This window comes from Luteibacter sp. 22Crub2.1, assembly GCF_900167995.1.
Lineage (GTDB): Bacteria > Pseudomonadota > Gammaproteobacteria > Xanthomonadales > Rhodanobacteraceae > Luteibacter > Luteibacter mycovicinus.
Map to the genome: position 1 here is coordinate 44,358 of NZ_FUYT01000023.1, position 13,226 is coordinate 57,583.

The following is a 13,226-nucleotide window of genomic DNA, read 5'->3' on the forward strand; positions in this document are numbered from 1 at the left end:
CTTAAAGGTGTCGACGTAGCGTGATGCCGGTCCTGCTAGACTCCGTCGCTTTCCACGAACAGGAGACTCCCATGGCGAAGATCGACATCCGCCGCCCGCACGGCAGGACCGTGGCCGAGGCACGCGCCGTGGTCGAGAAAGTGGCCGCCCGCATGAGCGAGAAGTTCGGCACCGAAGGCAGCTGGAACGGCGACACCATGAGCTTCGCCCGGTCCGGCGTGAAGGGCGCCATCGCCGTCTCGGATACCGACGTGCACGTGACCGCCGAACTGGGCATGTTGCTCTCCCCGCTCAAGGGCACCATCGAGGAAGAAATCCGCAGGAAGCTGGACGAACACTTCGCCTGAGACCGCCCCGTGGGGTGACTCGGGCGGGCGGGCATGGCATACTAAGGGACTTATGCGGCCATTCCGGCCGTTCATCGACCCGGAACACATGGCAAAAGACGACGTCATCGAAATGGAAGGCACGGTCCAGGAGACCCTGCCCAACACCATGTTCCGCGTGCAGCTCGAGAACGGGCATGTCATTACTGCCCATATCTCCGGCCGTATGCGCAAGCATTACATCCGCATCCTCACCGGCGACAAGGTGAAGGTCGAGATGACCCCCTACGACCTGACCAAGGGTCGTATCACCTACCGTATGAAGTAAGCGCGTCTCGCGCTGCACCGGGTAGGTGCCGAAAAAAAGCCGCAGCTTTCGCCGCGGCTTTTTTGTTGTCGCGATTCCTGAGGGAATCAGTCGCGGCGCACGTCTTTGCGATGCTCGACGATGCGCGAGACCAGGCCGTACTTCACCGCGTCTTCGGCCGACATCCACAGATCGCGCTCGATGTCTTCGCGCACGCGCTCGATCGGCTGGCCGCTCTCTCGCGAGATGACGCCGGCGATGCGCTCGCGCGCCTTCATGATCTCCTTGGCCTGAATCGCGATGTCGCTGGCCTGACCACCCGCGCCGCCGCTGGGCTGATGGATGAGGAAGCGCGTCTGCGGCAGGCAGACGCGACGCTCGCGCGGCGCACCGAGGTACAGATGCGTGGCGGCGCTGCCGACCCAGCCGGTACCGATCATGTTGACCGGCGCGGTGATGAAGCGGACCACGTCGTGGATCACGTCACCCGACTCCAGGTGACCACCCGGCGACGAGACGATCATGTCGATCGGCACATCGGACTCGGCGTCCAGCGCCAGCAGGCGACGGACGGTGTCGGCGGCGACGGTATCGGTGATCGTGCCGAACACCAGCACGGTACGCGCACGGAAGGCTTTCTCTTCAAGGAACGTGCTGCCCTGACCCTGACCGGCGTTCGGCTTGGGCTCGGTTTCGTTGCTGAACATGTGCGTTATCTCCATGGGGCAGTATTCATTTCTGGCGGCAAAAAAGGGCGGCCCGCAGGCCGCCCTTTCTCTCAAGCCAGCATTGCTTTCAATCCATCATTACGACTTAAGCCGTCACAGCCGCCGGCTCAGCCGACTCAGTTTCCACGTGAAGCTCGTCGCCGTCCACCGACAGCGTCACCTTGCCGCCATCGGCCAGCTTGCCGAACAGCAGCTCGTCGGCCAGCGCACGCTTCACCTTGTCCTGGATCACGCGAGCCATCGGGCGGGCACCCATCTGCGGATCGAAGCCGTGTTCCGCCAGCCAGCGGCGGGCCTCCGGCGTCACGTCGACGCTCACCTTCTTCTCGGTCAGCTGGGCCTCGAGCTCGATCAGGAACTTGTCCACGACGCGCAGGATGTGGTCGAAGTCCAGTGCGTTGAACTGGATGACCGCGTCCAGACGGTTGCGGAATTCCGGCGTGAACATCCGACGGATGGTCTCCATGGCGTCCGTGGCGTGGTTCTGCTTGACGAAGCCGATGCCGCGACGCGAGGCCAGCTGCGCACCCGCGTTCGTGGTCATGACGATCACCACGTTCTTGAAGTTCGCCTCGCGACCGTTCGTATCCGTCAGCACACCGCGATCCATGACCTGGAGGAGGATGTTGTAGACGTCCGGGTGAGCCTTCTCGATTTCGTCCAGCAGCAGCACGCAGTGCGGATGCTTGGTGATCTGCTCGGTGAGCAGACCGCCCTGGTCGAAACCGACATAGCCCGGGGGCGCACCGACCAGGCGCGAGACCGAATGCGCCTCCATGTACTCGGACATGTCGAAGCGCACCATCTCAATGCCCAGCTGCATGGCGAGCTGCTTGGTCACCTCCGTCTTGCCGACACCCGTGGGGCCGGCGAGCAGGAAGCTGCCGATCGGCTTGGACGGATCGCCCAGCCCGGAACGCGCCATCTTGATCGACGAGGACAGGGCTTCGATCGCACCGTCCTGCCCGAACACGACCATTTTCAGGTTGCGCTCGAGATTGCGCAGCACGTCGCGATCCGAGGCCGAGACCTGCTTGGCCGGGATGCGCGCCATCTTGGCCACGATGTACTCGATTTCCGGCACGTCGACCTTGCCCGTACGCTCGTCTTCCGGGAGCAGCCGCTGACGGGCGCCGGCTTCATCGATGATGTCGATGGCCTTGTCCGGCAGCAGGCGATCCGGGATGTGCTTGACCGAGAGGTCCACGGCCGCGCGCAGGGCTTCACCGGTGTACTCCACCGAGTGATGCTCTTCGAAGCGGGTCTTCAGGCCCTTCAGAATCTCGATGGAGTCGGCCACGGTCGGCTCCACCACGTCGATCTTCTGGAAGCGACGCGCCAGCGCGCGATCCTTCTCGAACACGCCCCGGAATTCCTGGAACGTCGTCGAGCCGATGCAGCGCAGCTCGCCGGACGCAAGCATGGGCTTGATCAGGTTCGAGGCGTCCATCGTGCCGCCCGAGGCCGAGCCCGCACCGATGATGGTGTGGATCTCGTCGATGAAGAGGATCGCGTTGGGCTGCTTCTTCAGCTGACCGATGACCGCCTTCAGGCGCTTTTCGAAATCGCCGCGGTACTTGGTGCCGGCAACGAGGGCGCCCAGGTCCAGCGACCAGATCGTGCAGTCTTCCAGCACTTCCGGCACCTGCCCCTCGACGATGCGCTTGGCCAGACCTTCGGCCAGGGCGGTCTTGCCCACGCCGGCTTCGCCGACGTAGAGCGGGTTGTTCTTGCGACGGCGGCAGAGCACCTGGATCGTGCGCTCGACTTCGTCCTGGCGGCCGATCAGGGGGTCGATCTTGCCCTGAATCGCCAGTTCGTTGAGGTTGGCGGCGTATTCGCTCAGGGGGTTGCCCTTGCCTTCACCGCCTTCCTCGCCGTCGCGCTCCGGATTCTGAGCGGCCGCTGCCGACTCGTCGCCGATCTTGGCGATGCCGTGCGAGATGTAATTGACCACGTCCAGCCGGGTGATTTCCTGCTGATGCAGGAAGTACACAGCGTGGGAGTCCTTTTCGCCGAAGATCGCTACCAGCACGTTCGCGCCGGTGACTTCCTTACGACCCGACGACTGAACGTGGTAGACGGCGCGCTGGAGCACGCGCTGGAAACCCAGCGTGGGCTGCGTGTCACGCTCGTCACCGGCCGGCAGTACCGGCACCGTTTCAGCGATGATTCGCTGAAGATCGGCCGAAAGTCGCGGAAGATCGACGCCGCAGGCGCGCAGGGCGGCCAGGGCTGAGGTGTTTTCAGTGAGCGCGAGGAGCAGGTGCTCGACGGTCATGAATTCGTGGCGCTGCTCACGGGCCTGCTTGTAGCAGTGCCCGATGGTGACTTCGAGATCCTTGCTGAACATACGGACCGTCTCCGATAGCTGTGGGCGGCGGGGACCAGCCCCATGTTTCATTGCCGCATGAACACCAGATGGGGGAGCGCCTACATTTTTTCCATAGTGCACAAGAGCGGGTGCTGATTCGACCGTGAGTACTCGTTGACCTGAGTCACCTTGGTTTCTGCCACCTCTCGAGTGAACACGCCGCACACGCCCTTCCCTCGCGTATGCACGTGGAGCATCACCTGGACCGCCCGCTCCTGATCCATGCCGAAAAACGTACGTAAAACCTCGATCACGAAATCCATGGGGGTGAAATCGTCATTCAGCAAAACCACCTGGAAGAGCGGCGGTTTTGCCGTTTCCGGACGAACGCTCTCGATCGCCAGCCCGTGGCCGCGATCGCTTTCCTGATCGTGTTCGTGTTCCTGGGACATTAATTGACAACCTGTCGGTACGCGATTCGATTATATACACCGGAATTCCGTCGTCCTCCGGCTCGATTTCCACAGGTGATGGCACAATATGCCTTTTTCCAGAGCCCACCCGACCTTCAGCCGATGCCGCCGACTTCCAACCAGCCTGAAAACGTCTGGCGCCCCCGTGCCACGGTGGCGTGCGTCGTCGCGCGCGGCGATCGCTACCTGATCGTCGAAGAGGATGTCTTCGGCGAAGTCGCTTATAACCAGCCAGCCGGTCATCTGGATCCGGGCGAGAGCCTGCAGGCCGCGGCGATCCGCGAAACCCTGGAAGAAACCGGCCACACCATCGCGCTCGACGCTTTCCTCGGCGTCTGGCAGTGGGCCAGCCCGGAGCACGGCGAACAAGTGCTGCGTTTCGGTTTTGCGGGTCATGTCACCTCATACGATGAGCATCGCCCCCTGGATGAGGGGATTCGCAGGGCGATCTGGCTGCGACGCGACGAGATCGCGGCGCTGGGCTCGCGCCTGCGCAGCCCGCTCGTGCTCGAGACGATCGACGCCTGGCTGGACGGACGCCGCCTTCCGCTGGACGCCGTCACCAGCCGCCTGCCCGAGCCCTCCGCGTGAAGGTGATCCTTGGTGTTTCCGGCGGCGTGGACTCGTCGGTGGCGGCCCTCCTGCTCCAGCAGGCCGGACACGAGGTCGAAGGCATGTTCATGCAGAACTGGGAGGAGGACGACCGCTCCGGCCCCTGCACCACCGACGACGACCGCAAGGATGCCGTGGCCGTCTGCGGCCGGCTGGGCATTCCGTTTCACGCAAGAAATTTCGCCGGCGAGTACTGGGACGGCGTCTTTGCCTACTTCCTCGCCGAGTACGCGGCGGGCCGCACGCCCAACCCCGACGTGCTGTGCAATCGCGAGATCAAGTTCAAGACCTTCCTCGAGCACGCGCAGGCCCTCGGCGCGGAGAAGATCGCGACGGGCCACTACGCGCGCGTGGATTTTCACGAAGGGCGCTACCGGTTGCTCCGCGCGGTGGATGCCGCCAAGGACCAGAGCTACTTCCTGCACGCGCTTGGGCAGAAGCAGCTCGCCGCCACGCTGTTCCCGGTCGGCGAGATCGAGAAGCCGCTGGTGCGCGAGATGGCACGCGAAGCCGCGCTGCCCACGCATGCGAAGAAAGACTCCACCGGCATCTGCTTCATCGGCGAGCGCGACTTCCGCGCCTTCCTGTCCGCCTACCTGCCGGCCAGGCCGGGTCCGATGGTCGATCCCGACGGGCGCGTCATCGGTGAGCATCAGGGCGTGATGTATTACACGCTGGGCCAGCGCAATGGCCTCGGCATCGGCGGCCGCGCCGACGCGCCCAACGAGCCCTGGTACGTGGTCGGCAAGGACGTCGCGACCAACACGCTGATCGTCGCCCAGGGCGGCGAGAACCGCTGGCTGCAGTCCACCCGGCTCACGGCCACCGATCTGACGTGGGTGGCAGGCGAGCCGCCCGCTCCCGCCTTCCGCTGCACGGCGAAGACGCGCTACCGGCAGGCCGACCAGGCCTGCGCCGTCGAGATCCGTGGCGACACCTTATATGTGTCGTTCGACGAGCCCCAGCGCGCCGTCACCCCCGGTCAGTCCGTGGTGCTCTACGACGGCGAGGCCTGCCTCGGCGGCGCGGTGATCGCCGCCACGGACGCCACCTACGGCGGCCTGGCATGACCCGGCGTCTCTACACGCCCCCTCTACGCTGTAGGAGCGCGCCTTGCGCGCGATCCCCTCTCATTTTTTCCAGGTTTTACCCATGAACGAAGAACGCGTCCTCGCCCTCGCGGGGGTTTTCCAGGGTGCCTCACTGGCCCAGCAACTGGCTACCGAAGGCCGTTGCGAAGATGCCGCATTCGAGGCGAGCGTGGGTAGCGTGTTCCGTATCGACGCGGATTCCGTCGCGTCCGTCTATGGCGGCGTCAGCGGCGTCCGCCGTGGCCTGCGCACCCTCGTGGCACAGTTCGAGGACGAGACCCGCGATATCGCGGTGATGCGGATGGCGATCACCGTGCTGCGGCTGGAGCGCTCTCTGTCGCGCCATCGCGGTCTGCTCGATCGCGTGCGCGAGGGCATCGTCGCCACGCAGCGGCAGGTGGAGCATTTCGGGATCGAGCACCCGAATGTCGCGGCGCGGCTGGCGGAGGTCTATTCGACCACGCTGTCGACGCTCAAGCCGCGCGTCATGGTGACCGGCAATCCGACGCACCTTCAGCAGAAGGCGAACGTGGATCGCGTGCGGGCGTCGTTGCTGGCGGCTGTGCGGTCGGCGGTGCTGTACCACCAGATCGGCGGGCGGCAGTGGCACCTGCTGATCTATCGTAAGCAGTGCGCGATGCTGGCGAGGGGGTTGCTGACGGGCTCCACGCTGGACGACGGGGGTTAAGGTCTACGAAGCGGCCGCATCCAGGCCCGGAATCGACCCGGCCAGCTCCCGCAACAAATCCCCGAACCGGTCCAGATCCTCACGCCACGGCGTGGCACTCCGCCAGTAAAGCGCGATATGACGGCCCGGTCGTGCCCCTTCCACCTGCGCCAGCACCACGTTGCGGATCGACCCCAGCCGCTCGTGCGCAAGAATCGGCACCAGCGTGTAGCCACCACGCATCGCCACCAGCGACGCCAGGCTTTCCAGGCTCAGGTCCTGAATCCGCTCCGGCCGCGCCGCGCCGGCCATGCCCAGGTCCGACACGCCGTTGCCGTGGCTCTCGGCCATCAGGGTGGCATCGGCGGCATCCAGCTCGGTGAGCGCCACGGAGGGCCGCCCGGCCAGCGGATGCGACGCGTTCAGCATCAGCTCGTACGGTTCGAAGAACAGCGCTGCGGATTCGAGTCCGGTGGCGGTCGTGCTCGGCGGCGCCAGCACGGCATCGAGCTCGCCTTCGTGAAGACGGCGCAGCAGCCCGCGTGGCTTGCCCTCGGAGATCGTCAGCCGCGCGCCCGGAAAACGCTGGGGGAACGGCTCGATGAAATGCGGCAGCAGGTAGGGTCCCAGGGTGGACGGCACGCCGAGGCGCAATTCGCCGCCAAACGCCACATCCCCGGCACGCGCGGCGTGCTCCAGGTGTTCGGCCGAACCCAGCACGGCCTCGATATAACCCAGCAGGCGCTGGCCGCCGACGGTCGGAACGACCCGCCGGCCGCCGCGCTCGAACAAGGGGACGCCGAGGGCCTGCTCGACCTTCTGTACCTGATGCGAGAGCCCCGACGGGCTGATGTACATGGCCCGCGCGGCGCTGGTGAAGCTGCCTTCGCGCGCCACCGCCTGGACCAGCGCGAGGTCGCGCAGCGACACCGACGACAGGGCCATCGAAATCATCGAACGCTGCGTGCCATCAAATACGTTTGCGCCCATCCGCTTACCGCTCCATCCTTTCGCCGCCGAATCATCGCCCGGCCCTGCCCCGAAGCCCGCCATTCTAGCCCGACGCCAGACTCGTGGCGGTCGCACAGGGGCCGCGGACTGCGCGATAATCGACGCTTTGGCGGAACCCCTGCGGGGTTTCTCCAGGCCTCCCCAGCTAAAGAACGTCACGCCAGGAGTACAGCATGAAAGATTCGTTCTCGGTACGAGACAGCATCGAAGTCAACGGCAAGCGCCACACGATCGCCAGCCTCGCCAAGTTCGGCGCGCAGCACGACATCAAGCGCCTGCCGTACTCCATGAAGATCCTGCTGGAAAACCTGCTCCGCCAGGAAGACGGCGTGAACGTCACCTCGAAGGAAATCGAGGCCGTGGCCAAATGGGACGCCAAGGCCGAGCCGGACACCGAGATCTCCTTCATGCCCGCCCGCGTGGTGCTGCAGGACTTCACCGGCGTGCCCTGCGTGGTCGATCTGGCCGCCATGCGTGACGCCGTCGCCAAGCTCGGCGGCGACCCGAACAAGATCAACCCGCTGGCGCCGGCCGAACTGGTCATCGACCATTCGGTGCAGGTCGACGCGTTCGGTTCGGAAAGCGCGCTGGAAGAGAACGTCGCCATCGAATTCGAGCGCAACCAGGAGCGTTACTCGTTCCTGCGCTGGGGCCAGAAGGCCTTCAACAACTTCAAGGTCGTGCCGCCGCGCACGGGCATCGTCCACCAGGTCAACCTGGAGAACCTCGCCCGCGTCGTCTTCACCAATGAAGTCGACGGCGAGTCGTTCGCCTATCCGGATACCGTCTTCGGTACCGATTCGCACACCACGATGATCAACGGCATCGGCGTTCTGGGCTGGGGCGTGGGCGGTATCGAAGCCGAAGCCGCCATGCTCGGCCAGCCGTCGTCCATGCTGATCCCGCAGGTCGTCGGTTTCCGCCTGAAGGGCAAGCTGCCGGAAGGCGTCACCGCCACCGACCTCGTCCTGACCGTGACCCAGATGCTCCGCAAGCTCGGCGTCGTCGGCAAGTTCGTCGAGTTCTTCGGCAGCGGCCTGCAGAACCTGCCGCTGGCCGACCGCGCGACCATCGCCAACATGGCGCCGGAATACGGCGCGACCTGCGGCATCTTCCCGATCGACCAGGAAGCTCTGAACTACATGCGCCTGTCGGGCCGCGACGAGGCGCAGATCGCGCTGGTCGAGACCTATGCCAAGGCCCAGAACCTCTGGCACGACGCCAACACGCCGGAAGCCGAGTTCACCACCGTGCTCGAACTCGACCTGGCCGACGTGCGTCCGTCGATGGCCGGCCCGAAGCGTCCGCAGGACCGCGTACTGCTCGAAGGCGTGCAGCAGAGCTTCCTCGACGTGGTCGGCCCGCTCACAGCCAACCGCAAGCCGAAGAGCCACGGCGAAGCCAGCTTCAGCAATGAAGGCGGCGGCACCGCGGTCGGCAACGAAGCCAACAACGTCGGCGAAGACGGCGGCGTGCTGGTCGAGAAGGACGGCAAGTCGTTCCGCATCAACGACGGCTCCGTCGTGATCGCCGCGATCACCTCGTGCACCAACACGTCCAACCCGGCCGTCATGCTGGCCGCCGGCCTCGTGGCGAAGAAGGCGGCCGCGCGCGGCCTGACCTCCAAGCCGTGGGTGAAGCCCTCGCTCGGCCCGGGCTCGCTCGTCGTCACCGAATACCTGAAGAAGACCGGTCTGCTCGAAGAGCTGGAAAAGGTCAATTTCTACGTGGTCGGCTACGGCTGCACCACCTGCATCGGCAACTCCGGTCCGCTGCCGGCCGAGATCAGCAAGGGCATCGCCGAGGGTGACCTCGCCGTGGCGTCCGTGCTGTCGGGCAACCGCAACTTCGAAGGCCGCGTGCATCCCGAAGTCAAGATGAACTACCTGGCGTCGCCGCCGCTGGTGGTCGCGTACGCCCTCGCCGGCACGCTCAACATCGACCTGACCAGGGATCCCATCGCCAACGGCAGCGACGGTCAGCCCGTGTACCTCAAGGACATCTGGCCGAGCAACCAGGAAATCTCCGACGCCATCGCGGGCGCCATCAATCCGCAGATGTTCAAGGACAGCTACGCCGACGTCTTCAAGGGCGACAGCCGCTGGAACCAGATCGCCTCGCCGGATGGCCAGACCTACGCGTGGGATGACTCCACCTACATCAAGAACCCGCCTTACTTCGACGGCATGTCCGCCGAAGCCGGCACCATCGAAGACATTCACGGCGCGCGCGCCATGGGCATCTTCGGCGACTCGATCACCACCGACCACATCTCGCCGGCCGGCTCGATCAAGAAGGACAGCCCGGCGGGCCGTTTCCTGATCTCGCGTGGCGTCGAGCCGAAGGACTTCAACTCCTACGGTTCGCGTCGCGGCAACGACGACGTGATGGTGCGCGGCACCTTCGCCAACATCCGCATCAAGAACCTCATGCTCGACGGCGTCGAGGGTGGCTTCACCCGGTACATCCCGACCGGCGAAGAAATGGCGATCTACGACGCCGCCATGAAGTACAAGGCCGACGGTACGCCGCTGGTCGTGCTCGCCGGCAAGGAATACGGCACCGGCTCGTCGCGTGACTGGGCGGCCAAGGGCACGCTGCTGCTGGGCGTCAAGGCGGTGATCACCGAGAGCTTCGAGCGTATCCACCGCTCCAACCTGGTCGGCATGGGCGTGCTGCCCTGCCAGTTCCAGGACGGCGAGAACGCGCAGACGCTCGGTCTGAAGGGCGACGAAGTGTTCGACATCACCGGCCTGAATGGCGGTGAGTCGAAGACGGCGACGGTCAAGGCCGTGCGTCCGGACGGTTCCGTCAAGGAGTTCACCGTGAAGGTGCTGCTGCTGACCCCGAAGGAGCGCGAGTTCTTCCGCCACGGCGGCATCCTGCAGTACGTGCTGCGTCAGCTGGCCAAGGCCGCTTAAAGCACCGCCAGGAGGCTGGCTCCTGCCAGAGCAGGCATCGCGCCGCTCTTGCAGGAGCCAGCCCCGCTGGCGATCTCATCTACAACGCCCGCTTCCAGCTAGCCGTAAAACAGCGCCACTCCCCACCGTCCTTACGCCATCCCGTCTCGACGTCATACGCCCCCGCGTTATCCGGCAACACGCCGCTACCGGCGGTAAGCGTCACGGTGAACCTCGCCACGCTCCGCTCGCCACGCGGCTCGACCGTCACCGGCCCCATCAGCACGTGGATGCCCTGCCCGCGCAATGCGAACAGGCGAACCATGTTCGACAACGCCCGCTTGTCGAATTGTCCGGCGTTACCGTCGAAGTCATCGCTAAGCGCGGCGACCGTGTCGGACGCCTTGCCCGCTTCGGCTCCCGCCGCCGTCGTCGCGATGGCCTCACGAATCCGCTCGTCATCCGGGGTGCCATGACACCCGGCCAGCGCGATGACAAGGGTGAAAACGAAGGCGAGGATCGACGGCAATCTCATGGTTTCTCCGGTTGATTTCACGCTGCGTTGCGGCTTGCCGCTATACGCACGCGTATGCTCCAATGCCGCATCGTACGGGACGTGTGCCGTGCGACAGTCATTTTACGGAGCGCGTCCGATTCATGAGCATTGAACGTCCCTGGCTTGCCCACTACCCGGCCGGCATCCCCGCCGATATCGACGTCAACGCCTACCGCTCCGTGGCGGCCGTCTTCGAAGAATCCTTTAAGAAATTTCGTGACCGTCCCGCCTACAAAAACTTCGGCAAGGTTCTGACCTACGGGCAGATCGACGAACTCTCTACCGCGTTTGCCGGCTACCTTTCCGGCGAACTCGGTCTGGTCAAGGGCGATCGCATCGCGATCATGCTGCCCAACCTCCTGCAGTACCCCATCGTGCTGTTCGGAGCACTGCGCCTCGGCCTGACGGTAGTGAACACCAATCCGCTCTACACGGCGCGCGAACTCCATCACCAACTGGAAGACTCGGGCGCGAAGGCGCTGGTCGTCCTCGACAACTTCGCGGCGACGGTGCAGCAGGCCCTTGACGGCACCAAGGTGCATCACGTCATCACCACCGGCGTCGGCGACCTGATCGGTTTTCCCAAGGGCAACATCATCAACTTCGTCGTCAAGCACATCCGCAAGGAAGTGCCTGCGTACAAGTTGCCGTCGAGCATCCGCTTCAAGGACGCGCTCGAGCGCGGCAAGTCGCACGCTCTGCCGCCCGTGGAAGTCGGTCACGACGACATCGCCTTTCTGCAGTACACCGGCGGCACCACCGGCGTGGCCAAGGGCGCGATGCTCACCCACCGCAACATGGTGGCGAACATGCTGCAGGCGGATGCCTGGATCAGCGGCTCGGCCAAGGCCGGCGAAGAAGTCATCGTCACCGCGCTGCCGCTGTATCACATCTTTTCGTTGACGGCGAACGGCCTGGTCTTTACGCGCATGGGCGCGATGAACCTGCTGATCACCAACCCACGCGACATGAAGGGCTTCGTCGAGGAGCTCTCGAAAGAGCGCTTCACCGCCATCACCGGCGTGAACACGCTCTTCAACGGCCTGCTCAACACGCCGGGCTTCGCCGACCTCGACTTCTCGGCACTGCATCTCTCGCTCGGCGGCGGCATGGCCGTGCAGCGCGCGGTGGCGGAGCGCTGGAAGAAGACGACGGGCGTGACGCTGGCGGAAGCCTACGGTCTCACCGAGACGTCGCCGGCCGCCTGCATCAACCCGCTGGACCTGAAGGAATACAACGGCTCGATCGGCCTGCCCATCTCGTCCACCTACGTGCAGATCTGGTCCGATGACGGTGACGTGCTCGGCTTCGGCGAAGTGGGCGAACTCTGCATCAAGGGCCCGCAGGTGATGAAGGGCTACTGGAACCGTCCCGACGAAACCGCAAAGGTGCTCGACGCCAACGGCTGGCTGCGCACCGGCGACATCGCGAAGATGGACGAGAACGGCTACGTCTACATCGTCGATCGCAAGAAGGACATGATCCTGGTCTCCGGTTTCAACGTGTATCCGAACGAGATCGAAGACATCGTCGCGCGCCACCCCGGCGTGAACGAAGTGGCCGCCGTCGGTATCGACGACGAGCACTCGGGCGAAGTGGTGAAGCTCTTCGTCGTCCGCAAGGACCCCTCACTGACCGAAGCAGCCCTCAGCGAGTACTGCCGCGAGAACCTCACCGGTTACAAGCGTCCCAAGCAGATCGAGTTCCGCGACAGCCTGCCGAAGACGAATGTCGGCAAGATCCTCCGTCGCGAGTTGCGCGACGAGGACCGAAAGAAACGCGCTGCCGCGAAAGCCTGAAAAGTGTAGGAGCGCGCCCTGCGCGCGACGCGTTCCGGCGCTGCCTGGCAAGGTTACGCGCCAGCTCCCGGCCACCGCCTTGAAACATGTCGCGCGCGGGGCTGTAGTGGCCGGGTTTTTCAGGACCACCAAGTAGGAGCAAAATCTCCTGCGAGGTGAATCATGGCTCATAGAAAAATTCCGGCAGCGGTCAAAGCCGAGGCAATACGACTGGTGGTCGAGGTGGGATATACCCCGCCTCAAGCCGCTCAGATGATGGGTCTGGGGCCGACAGCCCTGAGGCGATGGGGGGAGGAATGGCGCGAACGGCAAGCGGCGATACCGGACGATCCGGTGGAGCAGCGACGCCTCATCGCGCAGCTTCAGGGACAGCTGAAAGCCTCTGAAGACGCTCGTGCGGTGTTGGCACAGGAGCGTGACGTCCTAAAAAAACAGTTGCCCT

At 64.7% G+C, this 13,226-nt stretch carries 13 protein-coding genes; 8 read left to right on the forward strand and 5 right to left on the reverse strand.

What is annotated here, in order from left to right:
- Window positions 1-71: 71 nt before the first annotated feature.
- Together B5X73_RS19420 and infA are read left to right on the forward strand one after the other, a co-directional pair.
- On the forward strand, window positions 72-347 hold the full coding sequence (locus tag B5X73_RS19420) for a polyhydroxyalkanoic acid system family protein (protein WP_036114590.1): 276 nt from the start codon (window positions 72-74) through the stop codon (window positions 345-347).
- A gap of 88 nt (window positions 348-435) precedes the next feature.
- Entirely contained in the window at window positions 436-654 is a 219-nt protein-coding gene (gene infA, locus B5X73_RS19425; protein WP_019466733.1) for a translation initiation factor IF-1, read from the forward strand.
- Between the two features lie 86 nt (window positions 655-740).
- Here the strand turns inward: infA and B5X73_RS19430 are convergent, their stop codons facing one another.
- The 3 genes from B5X73_RS19430 to clpS form a co-directional block, all read right to left on the reverse strand.
- Window positions 741-1,340, reverse strand: a complete 600-nt coding sequence (locus tag B5X73_RS19430; RefSeq protein ID WP_079522957.1) for an ATP-dependent Clp protease proteolytic subunit — start codon at window positions 1,338-1,340, stop codon at window positions 741-743.
- A 106-nt stretch (window positions 1,341-1,446) separates the two neighbouring features.
- On the reverse strand, window positions 1,447-3,714 hold the full coding sequence (gene clpA / locus B5X73_RS19435) for an ATP-dependent Clp protease ATP-binding subunit ClpA (protein ID WP_079522958.1): 2,268 nt from the start codon (window positions 3,712-3,714) through the stop codon (window positions 1,447-1,449).
- Window positions 3,715-3,794: 80 nt separating this feature from the next.
- Window positions 3,795-4,127, reverse strand: coding sequence for an ATP-dependent Clp protease adapter ClpS (clpS, locus tag B5X73_RS19440; RefSeq protein WP_079522959.1), 333 nt, complete (start codon window positions 4,125-4,127; stop codon window positions 3,795-3,797).
- Window positions 4,128-4,250: 123 nt separating this feature from the next.
- Between clpS and B5X73_RS19445 the strand changes: the two genes are divergently transcribed.
- The 3 genes from B5X73_RS19445 (at window position 4,251) to hflD (ending at window position 6,539) form a co-directional block, all read left to right on the forward strand.
- Window positions 4,251-4,739 carry an NUDIX hydrolase gene (locus B5X73_RS19445; protein ID WP_079522968.1) on the forward strand — a complete coding sequence of 163 codons (489 nt, stop codon included), beginning with the start codon at window positions 4,251-4,253 and terminating at the stop codon, window positions 4,737-4,739.
- Complete coding sequence (gene mnmA / locus B5X73_RS19450) at window positions 4,736-5,830, forward strand: tRNA 2-thiouridine(34) synthase MnmA (RefSeq protein ID WP_079522960.1); 1,095 nt, start codon at window positions 4,736-4,738, stop codon at window positions 5,828-5,830. The genes B5X73_RS19445 and mnmA overlap by 4 nt, the downstream gene beginning before the upstream one ends.
- An 82-nt stretch (window positions 5,831-5,912) precedes the next feature.
- A complete protein-coding gene (gene hflD, locus B5X73_RS19455) occupies window positions 5,913-6,539 on the forward strand; it encodes a high frequency lysogenization protein HflD (RefSeq protein WP_079522961.1) in 627 nt (208 codons plus the stop codon).
- A gap of 3 nt (window positions 6,540-6,542) precedes the next feature.
- Here hflD and B5X73_RS19460 read toward each other — a convergent pair whose 3' ends face one another.
- Complete coding sequence (locus B5X73_RS19460; protein ID WP_079522969.1) at window positions 6,543-7,472, reverse strand: LysR family transcriptional regulator; 930 nt, start codon at window positions 7,470-7,472, stop codon at window positions 6,543-6,545.
- A gap of 230 nt (window positions 7,473-7,702) precedes the next feature.
- Here B5X73_RS19460 and acnA point away from each other — a divergent pair, with 230 nt between their 5' ends.
- Window positions 7,703-10,450: an aconitate hydratase AcnA gene (gene acnA / locus B5X73_RS19465; protein ID WP_079522962.1), complete on the forward strand. Its 2,748-nt coding sequence runs from the start codon at window positions 7,703-7,705 to the stop codon at window positions 10,448-10,450.
- 79 nt (window positions 10,451-10,529) lie between these two features.
- Here the strand turns inward: acnA and B5X73_RS19470 are convergent, their stop codons facing one another.
- Window positions 10,530-10,964: a hypothetical protein gene (locus B5X73_RS19470; protein WP_079522963.1), complete on the reverse strand. Its 435-nt coding sequence runs from the start codon at window positions 10,962-10,964 to the stop codon at window positions 10,530-10,532.
- Between the two features lie 122 nt (window positions 10,965-11,086).
- On the opposite strand from B5X73_RS19470, the gene B5X73_RS19475 reads away from it, so the two are divergent.
- Both B5X73_RS19475 and B5X73_RS19480 read left to right on the forward strand, forming a co-directional pair.
- Window positions 11,087-12,784, forward strand: a complete 1,698-nt coding sequence (locus tag B5X73_RS19475) for an AMP-binding protein (RefSeq protein WP_079522964.1) — start codon at window positions 11,087-11,089, stop codon at window positions 12,782-12,784.
- 162 nt (window positions 12,785-12,946) lie between these two features.
- A partial coding sequence (locus B5X73_RS19480) for a transposase (RefSeq protein WP_079522970.1) occupies window positions 12,947-13,226 on the forward strand: 280 nt, incomplete at its 3' end.

Excerpts from the sequence above, each read along its gene's own strand:
- B5X73_RS19420 (WP_036114590.1), top strand. The coding sequence starts at position 72 with ATGGCGAAGATCGACATCCGCCGCCCGCACGGCAGGACCGTGGCCGAG.
- infA (WP_019466733.1), top strand. The coding sequence starts at position 436 with ATGGCAAAAGACGACGTCATCGAAATGGAAGGCACGGTCCAGGAGACC.
- B5X73_RS19430 (WP_079522957.1), bottom strand. The coding sequence starts at position 1,340 with ATGTTCAGCAACGAAACCGAGCCCAAGCCGAACGCCGGTCAGGGTCAG.
- clpA (WP_079522958.1), bottom strand. The coding sequence starts at position 3,714 with ATGTTCAGCAAGGATCTCGAAGTCACCATCGGGCACTGCTACAAGCAG.
- clpS (WP_079522959.1), bottom strand. The coding sequence starts at position 4,127 with ATGTCCCAGGAACACGAACACGATCAGGAAAGCGATCGCGGCCACGGG.
- B5X73_RS19445 (WP_079522968.1), top strand. The coding sequence starts at position 4,251 with ATGCCGCCGACTTCCAACCAGCCTGAAAACGTCTGGCGCCCCCGTGCC.
- hflD (WP_079522961.1), top strand. The coding sequence starts at position 5,913 with ATGAACGAAGAACGCGTCCTCGCCCTCGCGGGGGTTTTCCAGGGTGCC.
- B5X73_RS19460 (WP_079522969.1), bottom strand. The coding sequence starts at position 7,472 with ATGATTTCGATGGCCCTGTCGTCGGTGTCGCTGCGCGACCTCGCGCTG.
- acnA (WP_079522962.1), top strand. The coding sequence starts at position 7,703 with ATGAAAGATTCGTTCTCGGTACGAGACAGCATCGAAGTCAACGGCAAG.
- B5X73_RS19470 (WP_079522963.1), bottom strand. The coding sequence starts at position 10,964 with ATGAGATTGCCGTCGATCCTCGCCTTCGTTTTCACCCTTGTCATCGCG.
- B5X73_RS19475 (WP_079522964.1), top strand. The coding sequence starts at position 11,087 with ATGAGCATTGAACGTCCCTGGCTTGCCCACTACCCGGCCGGCATCCCC.